Annotated in this window: 20 protein-coding genes; 10 read left to right on the top strand and 10 right to left on the bottom strand. The window is 33.2% G+C overall.

The features are described 5' to 3' along the window. Window positions 1-3: 3 nt before the first annotated feature. From rpmF to pdxA, 3 genes are read right to left on the bottom strand one after another with little or no spacing between them, the layout of a single operon-like run. Entirely contained in the window at window positions 4-201 is a 198-nt protein-coding gene (gene rpmF, locus ACYSNV_RS01755) for a 50S ribosomal protein L32 (protein WP_461752748.1), read from the bottom strand. 9 nt (window positions 202-210) lie between these two features. After that, window positions 211-795, bottom strand: a complete 585-nt coding sequence (locus ACYSNV_RS01750; protein ID WP_461760838.1) for a YceD family protein — start codon at window positions 793-795, stop codon at window positions 211-213. A gap of 58 nt (window positions 796-853) precedes the next feature. After that, the gene (pdxA, locus tag ACYSNV_RS01745; protein ID WP_461760837.1) at window positions 854-1,918 is read right to left on the bottom strand and encodes a 4-hydroxythreonine-4-phosphate dehydrogenase PdxA; all 1,065 of its coding nucleotides are present in this window, start codon (window positions 1,916-1,918) and stop codon (window positions 854-856) included. A 59-nt stretch (window positions 1,919-1,977) separates the two neighbouring features. Here pdxA and ACYSNV_RS01740 point away from each other — a divergent pair, with 59 nt between their 5' ends. From ACYSNV_RS01740 to ACYSNV_RS01725, 4 genes are all read left to right on the top strand, one after another. Beyond that, window positions 1,978-2,571, top strand: coding sequence for a riboflavin synthase (locus tag ACYSNV_RS01740; RefSeq protein WP_461760836.1), 594 nt, complete (start codon window positions 1,978-1,980; stop codon window positions 2,569-2,571). Window positions 2,572-2,647: 76 nt separating this feature from the next. Continuing rightward, a complete protein-coding gene (locus ACYSNV_RS01735) occupies window positions 2,648-3,229 on the top strand; it encodes an RNA polymerase sigma factor (protein ID WP_461760835.1) in 582 nt (193 codons plus the stop codon). Between the two features lie 2 nt (window positions 3,230-3,231). After that, on the top strand, window positions 3,232-3,462 hold the full coding sequence (locus tag ACYSNV_RS01730) for a hypothetical protein (RefSeq protein WP_461760834.1): 231 nt from the start codon (window positions 3,232-3,234) through the stop codon (window positions 3,460-3,462). Beyond that, on the top strand, window positions 3,455-4,276 hold the full coding sequence (locus ACYSNV_RS01725) for a mechanosensitive ion channel family protein (RefSeq protein WP_461760833.1): 822 nt from the start codon (window positions 3,455-3,457) through the stop codon (window positions 4,274-4,276). Before ACYSNV_RS01730 ends, ACYSNV_RS01725 begins: the two co-directional genes overlap by 8 nt. A gap of 42 nt (window positions 4,277-4,318) precedes the next feature. Here ACYSNV_RS01725 and ACYSNV_RS01720 read toward each other — a convergent pair whose 3' ends face one another. After that, window positions 4,319-5,149 carry a universal stress protein gene (locus ACYSNV_RS01720; RefSeq protein WP_461760832.1) on the bottom strand — a complete coding sequence of 277 codons (831 nt, stop codon included), beginning with the start codon at window positions 5,147-5,149 and terminating at the stop codon, window positions 4,319-4,321. Between the two features lie 174 nt (window positions 5,150-5,323). Between ACYSNV_RS01720 and rimP the strand changes: the two genes are divergently transcribed. The 4 genes from rimP (at window position 5,324) to ACYSNV_RS01700 (ending at window position 10,846) form a co-directional block, all read left to right on the top strand. Next, complete coding sequence (rimP, locus tag ACYSNV_RS01715) at window positions 5,324-5,791, top strand: ribosome assembly cofactor RimP (RefSeq protein ID WP_461760831.1); 468 nt, start codon at window positions 5,324-5,326, stop codon at window positions 5,789-5,791. Between the two features lie 14 nt (window positions 5,792-5,805). After that, complete coding sequence (nusA, locus tag ACYSNV_RS01710) at window positions 5,806-7,044, top strand: transcription termination factor NusA (RefSeq protein WP_461760830.1); 1,239 nt, start codon at window positions 5,806-5,808, stop codon at window positions 7,042-7,044. A gap of 43 nt (window positions 7,045-7,087) precedes the next feature. Next, window positions 7,088-10,051, top strand: coding sequence for a translation initiation factor IF-2 (gene infB, locus ACYSNV_RS01705; RefSeq protein WP_461760829.1), 2,964 nt, complete (start codon window positions 7,088-7,090; stop codon window positions 10,049-10,051). A 120-nt stretch (window positions 10,052-10,171) separates the two neighbouring features. Further along, window positions 10,172-10,846 carry a zinc metallopeptidase gene (locus ACYSNV_RS01700; RefSeq protein ID WP_461760828.1) on the top strand — a complete coding sequence of 225 codons (675 nt, stop codon included), beginning with the start codon at window positions 10,172-10,174 and terminating at the stop codon, window positions 10,844-10,846. Window positions 10,847-10,932: 86 nt separating this feature from the next. Here ACYSNV_RS01700 and ACYSNV_RS01695 read toward each other — a convergent pair whose 3' ends face one another. Next, the gene (locus ACYSNV_RS01695) at window positions 10,933-11,754 is read right to left on the bottom strand and encodes an endonuclease/exonuclease/phosphatase family protein (protein ID WP_461760827.1); all 822 of its coding nucleotides are present in this window, start codon (window positions 11,752-11,754) and stop codon (window positions 10,933-10,935) included. Window positions 11,755-11,903: 149 nt separating this feature from the next. On the opposite strand from ACYSNV_RS01695, the gene ACYSNV_RS01690 reads away from it, so the two are divergent. Next, window positions 11,904-12,836, top strand: coding sequence for a bifunctional riboflavin kinase/FAD synthetase (locus tag ACYSNV_RS01690; protein WP_461760826.1), 933 nt, complete (start codon window positions 11,904-11,906; stop codon window positions 12,834-12,836). Continuing rightward, on the top strand, window positions 12,796-14,166 hold the full coding sequence (locus tag ACYSNV_RS01685) for an HTTM domain-containing protein (RefSeq protein ID WP_461760825.1): 1,371 nt from the start codon (window positions 12,796-12,798) through the stop codon (window positions 14,164-14,166). Before ACYSNV_RS01690 ends, ACYSNV_RS01685 begins: the two co-directional genes overlap by 41 nt. Window positions 14,167-14,205: 39 nt before the next feature. Here the strand turns inward: ACYSNV_RS01685 and ACYSNV_RS01680 are convergent, their stop codons facing one another. The 5 genes from ACYSNV_RS01680 to ACYSNV_RS01660 form a co-directional block, all read right to left on the bottom strand. Continuing rightward, window positions 14,206-14,973 (bottom strand): UDP-2,3-diacylglucosamine diphosphatase, encoded by a 768-nt coding sequence (locus ACYSNV_RS01680; protein WP_461760824.1) that lies wholly within the window; start codon window positions 14,971-14,973, stop codon window positions 14,206-14,208. Between the two features lie 3 nt (window positions 14,974-14,976). Beyond that, on the bottom strand, window positions 14,977-15,429 hold the full coding sequence (locus ACYSNV_RS01675) for a 6-pyruvoyl trahydropterin synthase family protein (protein WP_461760823.1): 453 nt from the start codon (window positions 15,427-15,429) through the stop codon (window positions 14,977-14,979). Between the two features lie 78 nt (window positions 15,430-15,507). Further along, complete coding sequence (locus ACYSNV_RS01670) at window positions 15,508-16,320, bottom strand: hypothetical protein (RefSeq protein ID WP_461760822.1); 813 nt, start codon at window positions 16,318-16,320, stop codon at window positions 15,508-15,510. 12 nt (window positions 16,321-16,332) lie between these two features. Beyond that, window positions 16,333-17,100 (bottom strand): enoyl-CoA hydratase/isomerase family protein, encoded by a 768-nt coding sequence (locus ACYSNV_RS01665; protein WP_461760821.1) that lies wholly within the window; start codon window positions 17,098-17,100, stop codon window positions 16,333-16,335. 150 nt (window positions 17,101-17,250) lie between these two features. After that, window positions 17,251-18,489 (bottom strand): MFS transporter, encoded by a 1,239-nt coding sequence (locus tag ACYSNV_RS01660; RefSeq protein WP_461760820.1) that lies wholly within the window; start codon window positions 18,487-18,489, stop codon window positions 17,251-17,253. Between the last annotated feature and the right edge of the window lie 26 nt (window positions 18,490-18,515).

The following is an 18,515-nucleotide window of genomic DNA, read 5'->3' as shown; positions in this document are numbered from 1 at the left end:
AGCTTATGCTTCTACTGTCGCAGTTTTATCAATTACAACTTGTCCTCTGTAGTAAAGCTTTCCTTCATGCCAATAAGCTCTGTGAAATAAATGAGCTTCATTAGTTACTGGGCAAATAGCAATTGTTGGAGCTACTGCTTTGTAATGAGTTCTTCTTTTATCTCTTCTTGTTTTCGAGGTTTTTCTCTTTGGATGTGCCATTTTACTATATTATTTATCCGTTAATAGTTTTTTTAATTCTGCCCATCTAGGGTCAATTTCTTCGTTATCGTTATCCGCAAGATCTTCTTCTTGTGAATCTTCCAATTCTTGTTCAAAGTCCAATAGATCTTCTTCTTCATTGTAATACCCAAGTATTTCTAAAGCTTCCGATTCTAAAGTACCATCTAATACACCTGGGTGAACTCTTTTTTGTGGTATACCCAAAACTATAAGTTCGTAGATATATTGTTTAATATCTACTTGGTGTTCAGTATAAGGAATAATTAAAATCTCATCATGATCATTATTATATTCCTCTCCAAATTTTACAACCAAGTTTAATAACCCTTTAATAGGTAAATCAAAATCGTGGTTTGTAACATCACAAGGAACATTAACTGAGCCTGTAATGCTGATTTGTAATTCTAATAAAGTACTTTTCTTATTTAAAAGAACTGTAGCTTTAGCCTCTACACTATTAAAGTCTTTATAATCATCTGGCTTAAAAAAGTCATTATTGATTATAAATTCAAATTCGTGCTTTCCTTCTTTCAATCCTATGAAAGGGATTAAAAATTCCTTTTCAGTTTTCATGATTATACATGATTTGAGCGTGCAAAGATAAAAAATAATTATTATTACAAGCTAATTATCAATTTTTTTTTGTAGCGAAATCTTTTTCTTGTGTTTGCAGGGGATTTATTGCTGCTTCCATATTGGATTTACGGTTATTGTATAGATCAATTGCCAAATAGATTGCCTCTTTGAATGAAGTTGGATCTGCAATTCCTTTACCAGCTATGTCATATGCTGTACCATGATCAGGAGATGTTCTGATTTTATCAAGCCCGGCAGTGAAATTCACCCCATTACTAAAGGCAAGTGCTTTGAAAGGAGCAAGGCCTTGATCGTGATAGCAAGCCAACACAGCGTCAAAACTTTTAAATGTTTCCATTCCGAAAAAGCCATCTGCGGCGAATGGTCCAGATACCAGATAACCTTGTTGATTGAGCATCTCAATTGTTGGTATAATAATTTCTTGTTCTTCGCTTCCAATTATACCATTGTCTCCAGCATGCGGGTTCAAACCAAGTATAGCTATTCTGGGTTTAAAAATATTAAAGTCGTTTATTAGGGTTTGGTTAATAATCTTTACTTTCCTTTCTATAAGTTCTGAAGTTATAGCTGATGCAACATCTTTTAAAGGTAGATGGTCAGTAAGTAATCCCACTCGTAACTGGTCACTAATCATAAACATTAAGGCTTCGCCTTGGAGTTCTTCAGACAAATAGTTGGTGTGTCCAGGGTGTGGGAAATCTTCGTTATGAATGTTATATTTGTTTATCGGCGCCGTTACAAGCACATCAATCTCTCCTTGTTTTAAAGCTTTGGTGGCAGAGGTAAATGATTTGATTGCATAATTTCCTATCACGGGATCATTTGAGCCAAATGATATATTAACATTTTCTTTCCATATGTTGTAAACATTAACCTTATTGTTTATAACAGCATTTAAATCATCTATTCCTTGGATAGGAGTATTATTACCAATGGTTTTTTTTATATAAGAAAGAGGTTTAGAGTTTGCAAATATAATAGGAGTGCACAGTTCAAGCATTCTATTATCTTCAAAACACTTAAGTATGATTTCTCCTCCAATTCCGTTTAAATCACCTATGGAAATCCCTACTTTAATATTTTCTGTTTTATAGCTCATAGTATCGTCGTAAATTATTACTACTTTTGATAGCAAATTTAATAAAAATAAATGGAGTTATGTTCACAGGTATAGTTGAAAACATAGGCGAGATAAAAAATATAACACAAGAACAAGGTAATTTACATATCTCAGTACAATGCAGTTTTGTTTCTGAGTTAAAGATAGATCAAAGTGTCTTACATAATGGTATTTGTTTAACCGTAGTTGACTTAACAAGCGATACATATACTGTTACAGCTATAAAGGAGACTATCGATGTAACCACTATAGGCCATTGGAAAGTAGGACAAAAGGTGAATTTAGAAAGAGCCATGTTAATCAACGCAAGATTAGATGGGCATATTGTTCAAGGACATGTGGATCATGTGGGTAAGGTAGTGTCTATTGAGCCGGCAAATGGAAGTATCTATTACGGATTTGAGTTTGATAAAAAATCTGCCCACACAACCATTGAAAAGGGGTCTATTACCATAGATGGAACTAGTTTAACAGTTGTGGATTCGGGTATAAATACTTTTAAAGTAGCTATTATTCCATATACGCAAGAACATACTATTTTTAAGTACTACCAAGTTGGTACTCAGGTTAATTTAGAATTTGATGTTATTGGGAAATATGTAGCAAAGTTGGTTAAAATAGGGAAGCTGTAATCAAAAGATGTAACTATAAGGTTGGTATGTCTGATATTAAGATAAAAGAGTATCTTTGGCTCCCCAATAAAACACTATGAAAATTAATTTAAAGGATAGTAACTTTTTCGATATGAGTGATGAGGATTTAGTCCAATTCATTTGTCATAGTGGTAATACAAATTTGTTTGGGATTCTTTATGATCGATATGCTCCAAAGGTTTATGCAAAGTGTGTAGGTTTTGCAGAATCGAGTGATGCTGCAGAGGATCTAACTCAAGATATTTTTATAAAACTATACTTGAATTTAAAAAAATTTCGTGGCGAGTCAAAATTTTCGACTTGGATTTATGCATTTAGCTATAATCATTGTGTGAATTATTCAAAACAAATTTTAAACAAAAAAAGAAAAGAAGATTCCATAGATCCAGATTTTGGGGTAATAGATTTGGCACAAGAGGAAGTCTCTGATGAAGAGATTTTTTCATTGCAAGTAGAAAAGCTACAAGAAGCTTTAAGTAAAGTTGAAACAGAAGATCGAATTTTGCTTTTGATGAAATATCAAGATGATAAGACTGTGAAAGAGATTTCAGAATTATTAGAGCTTGGAGAAAGTGCAATTAAAATGCGCCTTCATCGTGCAAAAAAGAAGATTGTTGAAATTTATAACTCCCTGTAAGTATGGAAAATCCTTTCAAGAAAATATTACGTGACGAAAAGTTACCAGAGTATCTAAAAGATCGAGTTATAGATAATTTAAATGTTATTAAATTAACTATTGATGTTTCAGAGCTATATGCGGTACAGGTTCCTCAAGCATTAGAGAGCTTGATGTCTCAGCCCGATGTAGTTAAGCAGGAAGAATTAATAAGAAAAATTATAAAAGAAAATTATCCCAAAGAGAATGAATAGATATAGAATTGAGTACCCTAGTGAATTGATGAGCTCCGTGATAGACTCCTTTGTACGTGGAGCAATGGGGATTCTAATGTTAGTTGGATATTTTGCAGTTTGTTGGTTAGTGCTAAGAGTCGCTACTTTTTTGGCAAAGAAAATATTCTCTTTCGTTCGTTTAGAAAAGTTTGAAGCCTTGGTTAATGAAAATGAGATGGTTAGTAAAATGAATTTTAATATTAAAATTTCAAGTATACTGATTGTCTTTATTAGGATGTTTTTGATATTTCTAATGGTTGTTATTGGAGCCGAAATGTTTGGTTTGTCAATTGTTTCTAAGGAAGTAGGGAATTTGATGCTTTATATTCCTAAATTATTTGTGGCCTTATTGATGTTTGGAGCGGGAGTCTATTTTGCCTCTTGGATAAAAAAGACAGTTGTAAGTCTTTTAAAAGCAATAGATTTCTCAGGTGCAAGAATTATAGGTAATATTTCCTTTTATTTCATTTTTGTATTTGTTGCTATTACTAGTTTAAATCAGTTAGGTATAAATACAGAGATTATAACTAATAACATATCTATTATTGTAGGTGCTGTATTGTTGACAATAGCTTTGTCTTTGGGACTTGGGTCAAAAGATATTGTAACTAGGTTGCTTTATTCTTTTTATACTAGGAAAAATTTAGAGCTTGGTCAGCAAATAAAAATAGATGGTTTACAAGGTTATGTAATCGCAATAGATAATATTTATTTATGCCTTTTAGTAGATGGGAAAAAACACTTTCTTCCAATAGAGAAAGTGTCACAAAGTCACATAGAAATTATCAAGTAGAAATTTCAAGAGAAAGAGCTGTTTTGTTTGACAGCTCTTTTTTTATATTTCAACGCGAAATGTAATAACTGAACATTTACTTGTGTTTACAAGATCTTCAGAGATGCTGCCATTAAAAAAGTGAGAGATACCCGTCCTACCATGAGTGGCTATACCTATTAAATCTGCATCTACTTTTTTAGCAAAGTTGGCTATTCCACTTTCGATATTTAAGTCATTATATATCTCTAAATTATAATCATCTTGAGAGATATCGGTTAAAAAGTCTTCTAAAATTTCTTCAGCCACATAAGTAGGCTTGAAATTATTAGGAGTGTTTACCATTAATAAGGTAAAGGTAGCATCAATAATTTTACTGAATTTTAAAGCTTGTAAGAAAGGCTTTTTCATTCCATCGCTAAAATCAGATGCGAATATAAAATGGGTAATATTGAAATCTATTGTTTTTCCTTTAATAACTAAAACGGGAATAGGGGAGTGTCTAACAACTCTCTCGGTATTAGATCCTACAAAATAATCTTTCACTCCACTTGTTCCATGGGAACCAATGACAATTAAATCGCAGTTGTTTGTCTGGGCAGCTTTAATAACACCTAGAGATGTTTTCTCTAATATTAAACTTGTGTTAATTGTTATCCCCTCAAACATAGGGTCTTGAGCGAGTTCTTTTAGTTTATTTTCTGCCGAATTTTTAAAAAATAATACTTCTGGAACTTTGGAGCCAACATTAATTAGGTCACTTCCTTGTTGTGGTAGGTCAAGAATATGTAGTAGAATGATTTCTGCTTGTGTTTTTTTTGCTAAAATTATAGCAGCTTTTATAGCATTTAAAGCCTGGTCAGAGAAATCTGTTGGTACAAGAATCTTTTTCATAATAATAGTTTTATGGGTAATTTTTGTGGTTATACGATCTTTAAATAAAGTTAAGGATATAATTATCAATAGACAAAGTTTTATTTGTAATAAAATAAATCGTATATTTGTGCTGTTATTTATTAAAAATATTAAATAATGAGGGGACCTAATAGTCCCCTCTTTTTATAGCATATGACATTAAAACAAAAAGTACAGGAGTTAATTGATCAAGCTTTTGAGCAATATCCAGAGTTGTTTTTGATAGATTTTACTATCTCAACGGACAACAAGATTATGGTAACTATTGACGGTGATAATGGTGTTACGTTACAAGATTGTATCAACGTTAGTCGTGCTATTGAACATAATTTAGATAGAGAAGAAGAGGATTTCGCTTTAGAGGTGGCCTCCGCAGGTGCTACAGCTGCGTTAAAGTTTATTAGACAATATAATAAAAATATTGGAAGAAAATTAAAAGTAGTAACTTTAGAGCAAGAAAAATATGAAGCAACTTTAGATTCCGTTGCACAGAATTCAATTGTTCTGAAATGGAAAACGAGAGAACCTAAGCCTGTTGGAAAAGGTAAGGTTACCGTTGAGAAGGAAATAGAGATTCCTTTCGAACAGATTAAAGAAGCTAATGTTATAATTTCATTTTAAAAACAGAATAACTCATGGAGAATAGAGATTTAGTAGATTCATTCTCAGAATTTAAAGACGAAAAAGATATTGAGCGCGTAGCGCTGATGGCAATTCTTGAAGATGTATTGAAAAATGCATTGAAAAAAAAATATGGTTCAGATGATAACTTTGATATCATTGTAAATCCAGATAAAGGAGATTGCCAAGTATTTAGAAACAGAATTGTTGTTGCTGATGGAGAGGTAGAAGATGAAAATGCGGAGATTTCTTTGTCTGAGGCTAGAAGAATTGAATCTGATTTCGAGGTAGGAGAAGAAGTTTCTGAAGAAGTGAAATTAGAAGGCCTTGATAGAAGAGCCATTTTAGCGCTTCGCCAAAACCTTTACTCTAAGGTAACAGAACATGACAATACAACATTATATAAGCAATTTAAAGATTTAGTGGGTGAGGTTTACTCAGCAGAAGTACATCATGCGCGTCCGAAGATTGCTATACTAATGGATGAAGGGAAGAACGAAATAGTTTTGCCAAAAGAAAAACAAATTCCTTCTGATTTTTTCCGAAAAGGTGATACTGTAAAAGGTATTATCGAATCCGTTGAGTTAAAAGGGACAAAGCCTCAAATTGTGATGTCAAGAACAACATCAAAATTTTTAGAAAAATTATTTGAGCAAGAAATACCTGAGATTGAATCAGGAGAAATCACTATTAAAAAGGTGGTTCGTATTCCGGGAGAAAAAGCAAAAGTAGCTGTAGATACTTATGACGATAGAATTGATCCAGTTGGAGCATGTGTAGGTGTAAAAGGATCTAGAATTCATGGTATCGTACGAGAGCTTGGGAATGAAAATATTGATGTAATTAACTTTACAGAGAATACTGAATTATTTATAAAAAGAGCGCTTGCTCCAGCTCGCATCAATAAAGTTGTAATTGATGAGCAAAATAAGAAGGCTAATGTTTACTTAGATTTGGAGGAAGTTTCTCGTGCAATTGGTCGAGGTGGTCAGAACATTAAGTTGGCTGGTATGTTAACTGGTTACGATATCGATGTAATGCGCGAATTAGACCCAGAGGATGATGATGTTGAATTAAGAGAATTCAAAGATGAGATTGAAGAATGGGTAATTGATGAATTTAATAAGATAGGTTTAGATACAGCTAAGAGCGTATTAAACCTAGGTGTTGAAGAATTAGTAAAACGTACAGACTTAGAGCAAGAGACTATCGAAGAGGTGATTCGTATCTTGAATGAGGAGTTCGAAGACTAAGCAAAAAATCAACACAACACATTTAATACACTAAAAAGATAATATGTCTGAAGAAAGAGCAATAAGAATTAATAAAGTTTTAAGGGAATTAAATATTTCTCTAGATAGAGCCGTAGACTTTTTGAAAGGCAAGGGGTATGAGATAACTGACGCCACACCAAACGCCAAAATTTCTAAAGAAGAATACAATGTTTTGTGTAAAGGTTTTTCCGCTGATAAAGGGAAGAAAGAAGCTTCTATTGAGGTAAGTGAAGAGAAAAAGAAAGAGAGAGAAGTTTTAAAGCAAGAACGAGATAAAGAGCTAGAAGAGAAGAAAAAACAAGAAGAAGCGCGTATTAAGCGCGAACAAGAAATTATCAGAGCTAAAGCAGAAGAGATAGCTGCTTTAAAAACTGTTGGTAAAATCGATCTTGAGCCTAAGAAAACTAAAGCTACTTCAGCAGATTCGAATAAGGTGGAGAATGTTGTTGCAAAGAAAAAAGACGCAAATAAAAAGGATGCGAGCCAAGTAGAGGTGAAAGCTTCTCAACAAGAAATACAAGAGGGCGCTAAGGTTGAACAAAAACAAGCAACTAAAATAACGAATACAGAAAAGCAAGTGGAAGCTAAAAAAGAGGTAGAAAAACCACAACAGAAAAGTTCTGTAGAGGGAAAAGATACTTCATCTAAAAAACCAGGAAGTAAAAAAGTTGAAGTAGAAGTAACTACTGAGACTGAAGAGCCAAAGTTAGGGGATGAAGTAATTAAAACTAATTACCAAAAGCTTTCTGGAACTACTTTCACGGGTCAAACAATTGACTTGTCTCAGTTTGATAAACCAAAAAAGAAGAAAGAAGACTCCAAGAAAGGTAACCAGACTAACGCTAAGGATGGTGCTGCTGGTAAGAATAAGAGAAAGCGTATTGCAAAGCCTGCTACTACAACACCAGGGGGAGCTAATACTAGTACGACCAATGAGAATAAGAATAAGCCAGGTGGTGCCGGAGGTAATAACCGCGGAGGAAATAATTCGCAAGGAAACAGACCATCAGGAGGTAAATTTGGTAACAATCGAAATGCTAACCATAAACGACCAGCGGCGCCAGTTGTAAAGGCTGAGCCTACGGAAGAAGAAGTTAAAAATCAAATTAAAGAAACTCTTGAAAGATTACAAGGAAAAGGTAATCGTAACAGAGCTGCTAAATATCGTCGTGATAAGCGTGCCGATCACCGTAAAAAATCGGATGATGAGCAAAAAGCGATTGAAGCAGGAAACAAGGTATTGAAAGTTACCGAATTTGTTACAGTTGGTGAAATAGCTACTATGATGGACGTGCCGATTACAAAAGTAATAGGTACATGTATGTCTTTAGGAATCATGGTTACGATGAATCAACGTTTAGATGCTGAGACGCTAACAATTGTAGCGGATGAATTTGGATATGAAGTTGACTTTACCACAGCAGATATTGATGAAGCAATTGAAGAGGCACCAGATAGACCAGAAGATTTAGAACCTAGAGCTCCTATTGTTACAGTTATGGGACACGTTGACCACGGAAAAACGTCTTTATTAGACTATGTTCGTAAAGCCAACGTTATCGCAGGTGAATCAGGTGGTATTACACAGCATATTGGAGCTTATGGTGTAACACTTGAAGATGGGCAAAAAATCACATTTTTAGATACACCAGGTCACGAGGCCTTTACCGCTATGCGTGCACGTGGGGCTCAAGTAACAGATATTGTTATTATTGTAATTGCAGCGGATGATGATATCATGCCGCAAACAAAAGAAGCTATTAGCCATGCAACTGCAGCTGGAGTACCTATAATTTTTGCTATTAACAAGATTGACAAGCCAACTGCAAATGCAGACAAGATCAAAGAAAAGTTAGCAGCAATGAATTTCCTTGTTGAAGAGTGGGGAGGAACTTATCAATCTCAGGATATTTCTGCTAAGCAAGGTTTAGGTATGAAGGAGTTACTAGAGAAAGTATTGTTAGAGGCTGAAATGTTAGATCTTAAAGCTAATCCTAACAAACTTGCATCAGGAACCGTTGTTGAGGCTTTCTTAGATAAAGGACGTGGATATGTTTCTACAGTTTTAGTACAAGCAGGTACACTAAGAGTAGGAGACTATCTTTTAGCAGGATGCAATCATGGTAAAGTTCGTGCTATGCATGATGAACGTGGTAATTCGATTAAGGAGGCTGGACCCTCACGACCGATTTCCGTGTTAGGTTTAGATGGAGCACCAACTGCGGGAGATAAATTTAATGTTTTCGATGAAGAAAAAGAAGCTAAACAAATTGCTGCAAAACGTACACAACTTGTACGTGAGCAATCCGTTAGAGCTCAAAGACATATTACATTAGCTGAGATTGGTAGACGTATTGCTCTTGGTGATTTCAAAGAGTTAAATATTATATTAAAAGGAGACGTAGATGGTTCTGTTGAAGCACTTTCTGATTCATTCTTAAAACTGTCTACTGAAGAAATCCAAATTAATATTATTCACAAGGGTGTAGGAGCAATTACTGAATCTGATGTATTGTTAGCTTCAGCTTCTGACGCTATCATTATTGGATTTAATGTAAGACCAATGGCATCAGCTAAAGCTCTTGCTGATAAAGAGGAAATCGATATCCGTAATTACTCTATTATTTATGCGGCTATTGATGATCTTAAAGATGCAATGGAAGGAATGTTATCTCCTGAATTAAGAGAGGAAGTTACTGGTACAGCTGAAATTAGAGAATTATTTAAGATTTCTAAAGTTGGTACAATCGCAGGTTGTATGGTTACAGACGGTAAGATTTTCCGTAGCTCTAAGATTCGTTTAATCCGTGAAGGAGTTGTTATCTTTACTGGTGACTTATTAGCTCTTCGTAGATTTAAGGACGATGTTAAAGAAGTTTCTAAAGGTTATGATTGTGGTATTCAGATTAGAAACTACAACGACATCAAGGAATATGACATCATTGAAGCATTCCAAGAAGTGGAAGTAAAAAAGAAATTAAAATAATTGATATTATTTAAAAAAAAAGCTACTAAATTTCATTAGTAGCTTTTTTTATGTCATTATGTCGGTGATTATCTTTGGAATATCTTTTGCTGTTTATATAGAAATATAAAACGTAATACGATGACAATTTGGATTTTTTTAATTTTATGTTCCGTAGCGGGGTGGATTGTTGAAAGGCGTTTAAAAAGTAAGTTTGAAGAGTATTCACAAGTTTATTTGGAAAACGGACGTAGTGGTGCTGAGATAGCTCAGCAAATGTTGTTTGATCATGGAATTTATGATGTGAAAGTAATTTCAACTCCTGGTCGATTAACAGATCATTATAACCCTTTAGATAAGACGGTTAATTTGAGTGAGGCAGTTTACAATGAGCGTAATGCGGCAGCGGCAGCTGTGGCTGCGCATGAGGTTGGTCATGCCGTTCAACATGCAACAGCTTATAAATGGTTGAATTTACGTTCAAAATTAGTTCCTGTGGTTAATATTAGTTCTCGCTTAGTACCTTGGATGCTTTTAGGAGGTGTTTTACTTATTAATACCTTTCCAGAGCTTCTTTTATTAGGGATTGTAATGTTGGCTATGACAACTATCTTTAGTTTAATAACTCTACCAGTTGAGTATGATGCTAGTAATCGTGCTTTGGCGTGGTTAGAAGGTAAAAAGATGGTTACCCAAACTGAGTTAGCAGGTGCTAAGGAATCGTTGACCTGGGCAGCTAGAACTTATTTAATTGCGGCTATTTCATCTTTAGGGACTCTTTTATATTATGTGATGATATATATGCGTAGACAATAGATATAAATAATAGATTGTAAAAAACAGGCTAATAAAAATGCTCCAAAAATTCAATATTTTTTGGAGCATTTTTATTTAATATTAGCTTATTTAATCTCTAGTTCTATTAAGATAGGTATATGGTCTGATAATTTTCTTGCTGTGGACATTTCGTTAAAATCAAGGAAGAATAGAATAGCTTTTTTCTCAAGTAATGTGTTTTTCGCTGTATCATAAAATATATTATCATATTCCGAAGCTAAGCAATCCTCATTGATACATTTTTGTCTTAGGCTGGTTTTTTGGCTTGTAAAGCTTGGTTGATAGCCGAGTTTTTTAAGAGGATTAAAAACACTATGTGACTCTGGTAGGTTAAAATCACCTAGAAAAATTAAATTGTGATTTTTATATAATTCCGGGTAGTTTTTGAAATATTTAATTTCTGTTTCAGGTTGGTGTTTTTTTGGTAAAGCATGGATGTTTACTAAGGTAAATTCTTTATCCTTATAGATAAATGTTGCCAGAAATGGTTCGCGTTCTATTTCTTGTTGATAATAAGCGTCCAAGAACGGTTTTGTTTTTAGTTTGACCCTTGCGGTTTTGAAAAAATAAAGATAGCGCTCGGATCTATAGGGAGAGCTTATAGTAGGGTCACTTATTACATAATCCCATTTATAACCACTAGTGTTATTTAATTCTTGCAGAATTTTTGCTGCAGTTTGCGCTCCTGATGGATTAGTTACAACTTCTTGAACAGCAATTACATCAGCTTGGTTGAGTATCTTGGAAATATAAGTTATTTGTTCAGTAGTTTTGCTTTTACCTAGATTCATTAAATTCCAGGTCATTATTTTTACTTGAGCATTAATACTAAAGCAGATAAAAAAAAGTAATAGACTTAATAGATTAGTCTTTATGGTGTTGTTCATCTTAAATAATTTTGATTGCCTTTCGTTAGATATTAGTAAATTTGTGTGGGATTTACAAAAATGACGTATTTTTGAATCTTAGTACATTTTATTACCCTATTTAAAGGGCTGACAAATGTACTGTATCTAATCTTTGTAATTAAATTAAAGTGAAAACATTTTCTTGTATAGACGACTTTCAATGCGATAAAAAAGTAGTAGTGACTCTAGGAACTTTTGATGGTTTGCACCTAGGACATCAAAAAATTATTAATGACCTGGTTACAAGCGCTAAAAAGTTAGAAGTAGAAAGTCTTGTATTGACTTTTTTTCCACATCCTCGTATGGTTCTACAAAAAGAGCACGGCATTCGTTTATTGAGTACGTTAGCAGAAAAAACTTTGCTTTTAGAGAATTTAGGATTAGAGAACTTAGTTGTTCAGAAATTTGATCAAGAGTTCTCACAATTAACTGCAGGAGAGTTTGTGAAAAACGTGTTAGTTGAAAAGTTTAACGTTGCAAAGGTTATAATTGGTTATGATCATCGTTTTGGAAAAGGAGGAACTGGTAATATTGATGATTTAAGAGTTTATGGAAAACAATACGGTTTTGAAGTTCAAGAAATCTCTGCTAAAGAGATGGATAAAGTTTCTATTAGCTCTACCAAAATACGCCAAGCTTTAGAGTCAGGTGAAGTTTCTCTGGCAAATAGTTATTTAGGTTACCCTTATTTTTTTAGTGGTAAAGTTGTCAAGGGTAAAGCCTTAGGAAGACAAATAGGTTTTCCAACTGCTAACTTTCAGATCTTAGAGGATTATAAGTTGATTCCAAAAAATGGAGTCTATATTGTAGAATCCTTAATTGACAATAAGGTAGTAAAAGGTATGATGAGTATTGGAATTAACCCTACATTTGAAAAACATCCATATTCTATAGAGGTTAACTATTTAGACCTGAATCTTGATCTGTATGATAGAATTATTCGAGTAAATATCTTAAAGAGAATAAGAGATGAAGAGAAGTTTGATGGTTTACCTAATTTAATAGCCCAATTAAAAGAAGATGAGCGTACAACAAGAGAGTTTTTTAACAACCGTATGTAGAAAGTTAACAAGGCCGATTGATAACTCTGGATTACTTATTTTTCGAATGTTGTTTGGGTTTCTTTTTGCTTGTGAGTCGTTTGGAGCTATTTTAACAGGGTGGGTTACAGAAAATTTAGTAGATGTGAATTTAACTTTTAATCATATCTACATGGATTTTTTACAAGTTTTAGTTGGTCCTCAAATGTATGTTTACTTTCTCATTATGGGATTGGCTTCTATAGGAGTTATGTTGGGTTATCGTTATCGGTTGTCTATTGTGATTTTAACTCTATTGTGGGCTGGAGCTTATTTCATGCAGAAAACTTCTTATAATAATCATTATTATTTATTATTGATTATTTGTCTATACATGTGTTTCTTACCAGCCAATGATTATGCAAGTTTGGATGTCAAGAATAAAAGGAAATCTAAGCGTTTATGGATGCCTATATGGGTTAGCTACTTATTTATTGCTCAGATCAGCATCGTATATTTTTATGGAACTTTAGCTAAATTCTATCCCGATTGGTTAAATGGCACTTTTACTACTTTAATGTATAGTCATGCCAATATTCCTATTTTCCTTAAAGATATATTCACGACCAAATCTTTTAGTATTGCTATAGCCTACCTAGGTATTGCTTTTGATGCTTTAATTATCCCGATGTTATTGTACAAGCCGACACGTAATTTTGGTGTTATAGCTAGTTTGATATTTCATCTATTTAATTCTGTGACACTACAAATAGGTATTTTTCCTTATTTTGCTCTAAGTTTCGCATTGTTTTTTTATAGTCCAGACTCCCTACGTGCTATGTTTTTTAAAACCAAACCTAGCTTTATTGATAAAAATCTTTTTAACACAAATGGCTATATTAATTCCTACTGCAAGCTTATTTTAGTCAGTATACTCTTTATTCAAGTTTTATTACCACTTAGAAGTTATTTTATAAAAGGAGATATTCTTTGGACTGATCAGGGGCATCGCTTAAGTTGGCGTATGATGTTGCGTTCGCGATCTGGTTATACGAACTTTATTGTGGAAGATAAGCAGTCTAAACAGACACATAAATATGAGTTATCAAACGTTCTAACTCCCAAACAGCAAGCTAGATTGAACACTTCGGACATGATATGGCAGATGGCGCAAATAATAAAAAAGCAATATGCATTGCAAGGTAAAGATGTTGCTGTTTATGCGCAAAGTTATATATCTGTAAACAATAGAAAGTATGCTCCATATGTGGATTCAAGCATAGATTTAGCTCAGATAAAATGGAATTATTTTTCGCATAGTAACTGGTTATTACCTATGCCAGATGACTTCTATGGTAAGTCTGATTTTTAAAATAATAAATAAAGCTTGTGAATACCTCACAAGCTTTATTTATTGTTCTTTTTTATATTCCACAAGGCTAAGCTCTGTTTTGAATTTAGCATATGTAAAGTAATTTATCCAGTCTCCAAGATTCACGTATTTTGAATTCTCACCTATGTTTAAGATCATAGGTAAATGACGATGACCAAATATAAAATAATCATAATGATGTAGTTCTAATTTGGCCTTTGCATATATAACAAGCCATTCTTTATCTTCTCCTAGAAAGGTAATATCTTCATCTCCAGAAATAAGTTTGTTTTTAACTGATAGATACGATGCTAGTCTAACACCTAAATCGGGATGTAACCATCTAAATAACCACTTAGCAAATCTATTAGTAAACACTTTTTTCATTCGCTTATATCCCTTGTCTCCAGGGCCTAAACCATCTCCATGGCCAATAAAAAAAAGTTTATCATTTATTCGAAATACTTGGGGTTTGTGAAATACCTGAATTCCCAACTCTTTTTCAAAATAATCTTCCATCCATAAATCATGGTTTCCGACAAAAAAATAAATAGGAATTCCTTTATCTTTAAGCTGTGCTAATTTCCCTAAAATACGAACGAAACCTTTTGGGACTACAGTTTTATACTCAAACCAAAAATCAAATAAATCACCCAATATAAATAAAGCTCCCATATCTGGCTCTTTATCATTTAACCATTGTAAGAAAAGTTGTTCTCTTTCAAAACTCTTCTCTTTAGTTGGGGCACCAAAGTGATGATCGGATGTGAAATATACTGTTTTGTCTGTATTTATTTTAATTTCCAAGTCTTAGATATTATCAGTTTGATACCATTCAGCGTAAGAAGATTCAGTTTCTTGTAAACGAAGGGAAAATAGTTCAATGTTACCAGGTAAACGATCTTTAATTTTTTGTGCAAAATCAATAACCATATTTTCACTTGTGGGCTGATAATCTACTAAAATAACATGGTGACCTCTTTGTTGAAGCTCTTTAGCGAGCTCTACATGTGGAGTGTTTTTGTTAAAAACAGTTGCGTGGTCGAACTTATCAACAATTTCTTCTTTTACTATTTTTTTTAAATCTCCAAAATCAATAACCATTCCGAATTTTACATTGTTACTATCCTCGATTGGAGATCCTAATACTGTTACTCCAAGTTTATAACTATGTCCATGAACATTTCGACATTTTCCATCATAACCGTATAACGCGTGTCCTGTTTCAAATGTAAATTGTTTTGTTATTCTAATTTTAGGCATATGTAAAAAATTTTGACAAAGGTAAGTAAAAATTGGTTGTTTTCTAAAATGTAGCACAAGGTTTTAATTCCGTGATAATTAGTATATTCTATAGGTTAATTGTAGCGCAGCTTTCGGCCACCATTTTAACCATTTTGTGTATTTTTTTGAATTCTCTATATAAATATCTGATTGTTTTGTTACAGGAATGTTATTGCCATTTTGTGTTAGGGAATACTCTCCTTGATATATCAGACCGAAGTCTATTTTCAAACCAATTTTATTTTTAGGAATAGACCTACCAAGACCTATTCCTAAGTAAGGTTTAACAACTTGACCTAGTTTTAATTGTGCATCAACCTTTGCATGAAACACCTCTAATTTTTTGCCATCAAAGATAATTTCTGGCCACTGTTTTCCCGGCTTAAGAGTTATTAAATTGCCAGTATGATCTTCAAGTCTTCCATTTGCATTTATTTTTGTGTTTCCCACATAAAGTCCAGCTGTTAAATAAACAATACCATTTTGAATTGGATAATAATCAAACAATAAATGACCATGAAATAAATGAATATCCGCTTTTGTTTTTAAGGTTGGAATAGTATGAAAGGTTTCTTGTAATATACCCGAATTGTCTTGAAAATTCATACTAAACTGTGGTGTTTTATACCTAAAGAAGTCAATTCCTAGTCTTGCCTTAAAATTTTTGGCCACAGGAGTAATCAGCTCTACAGTTGCACCCATTGTTGAAGCTCCTGCAGATATACTTAGATTAGAAAAGATCTTTGTACCAAATAAATTGTCTTTGTAGTTTTGTGCTTTAACAATTTTTTGATCGTATTTATCTCCTTGATTTGCAAATCCTAGTCCAGTTTTAAACAACAACAATATTAGCAGTATTTTGTTTGACATTATTTACTAGTTTTATTTGTTTTTAAAGGAAAGCAATGCTTGTTTTGTAAAATCAGATAAAACTAATTTTCCGGAAATTTGTGCTCTTTGAATTAATAAGGTATCCCAATGATCTGTGTTTTGCCAAAATATTTTTTTCATCTCTCGCAAAGCCATAGGGTTATACGCAGCTATTTTTTTTGCAAATAAGCATAGCTCATGATCCATTTTTTGATCCGAATCAAACAGTTGATTGTATAGGCCTTTTTTATATGCCCAAGTTGCTGTTTTCCACAAATGTGCCTCTAATGTCATTTCACTAGTTGCACTAAGACCTATCTTTCTTGATACTGCAGGTTCTATAACAAAGGGTCCTATGCCAATGGCTAATTCGGATAACTTTATGGTTGCTTTGTCTGTTGCAAAACTATAATCACAACTTGCTATTATGCCAACTCCACCACCAACAGCTTTACCATGAACCCTGGCAATGAATATTTTACTACTCTTGCGAATTGCATTGATTACTTTCGCAAAACCGCTAAAGAATACTTCTCCATCTTTTTCATTTCTAATCTCCAGTAGTTCATCAAAAGATGCTCCTGCACAAAATGCACCTTCTCCTTTACTTCTTAATATTACAGTGGTTATATTTTTATTGTTCTCAAGATTGTTAATTTGTTCTTCTAGTTGCGTTAAAAGCTTAGAGGGGAAAGAGTTGCTTGCTGAGGAATAAAAGGTTAAAGTAGCAATTTGTTGTTCAAAAGTTAATTCTATACTGGTTTGTATTTGTTTGGACATAATTCATAATTTAAGTTGTTCTAATATAATTAAGATTATTTGAAAGAAAAAGTTATAAACTATAAAGTTCTAGGATAGATTATAAACAAAAAAAATAGCCAAAAGAGCTATTTTTTTTAGATTAAAAAGTATTTTGTGTAGAAGAATATTTTAAATATCAGGGAGCATTCTTTTAACGGAATAGTTTAAACCAAAAGCTGCTATAATAACTAAAATTGATGTGGCTATCCATAAGAAATCATATCCTAGTTCGGCCGCTATTCTTGTTCCTAAGATTGGAGCAATAATAAAACCAATAGCGAAAGTTAATCCATTAAGTCCCATATAAGCCCCTTTGTTTTTGGTTCCGGCTCTCATGGCTGTAACAGTAGAGCTAAAAGGCATAGCAAGCATTTCAGATACGCATAGAATAGTCATCGATAAATATATGGCTATTAAACTATGATTAAAAGCTAGTAGGCCATAACCAAAGGCACTGATGAAAACTCCGTAAACTATTGTTTTTCTTATGGTTAAATGGTGTTCTGCTAGGTAAACTAAAAGCATTTCTGTTAAGAAAATTAGTAACCCGCTATAACCCAATACTAATCCAATTTCAACTTCGCTTAAGCCACCTATTTGCTCATAGAAAATAGGTAGTGTACTTAAGAGCTGTAAAAAAGCAATTGAATACAAAGTACAAAACACGCTATATAATAAAAATGGTTTGTCTTTATAGGGTGATATTCCTGCGGAGTTGTCAACTTCGATTAAAGTTTGTTGCTTTTGCTCTTGTTCAATTTCTTTTAAAATCTCTTTGTTTGTCTTTCGACCTCTAAAAAAATATATAAAAACAACTGCAGCCGCAAAAGCTGCAACAGCATTAACATAAAAAAGTAAAGACCAAGATATTGCTGCTAACAATCCACCCATTGCAGGGCCAATAGAAAAACCAAGATTTACCGCCATTCTGTTTAAAGAGAATGCTCTTGTTATATTTTCTGGTTTCGCATACATTGTTATAGCTACAGAGTTAGCAGGTCGAAACATTTCGCTTACAGTACTTTGTAATAACATCATGGAAGCTAATCCAAATACTGTTGTAAAATGTGGTAATAAAATAAAAACAGGAATACTACAGATTAAGCTAAGATACTGCACTTTGTAATTTCCTATTTTGTCTGTAATCCATCCCCCAACTGTAGAACCAATAATTGACCCTACTCCAAAACAAGCTAAGACGTATCCCACATTCTCTTGTGAGAAATGTAGTTCTTTGGTCATATATACTCCAAGAAAAGGCAATACCATAGAGCCAGATCTATTAATAAGCATGACAATTGATAACATCCATGAGGCAGGTGAAAGTCCCTTATAGGAGTTAATATAGATTTGGATTATTTTTTGCATATATTCTTAGATGTATATGTGGACAA

The sequence above is a fragment of the Myroides sp. LJL119 genome (assembly GCF_054871605.1).
Note: the sequence above shows the minus strand (reverse complement) of the source record. Positions and strands in the feature narration are given on the sequence as shown.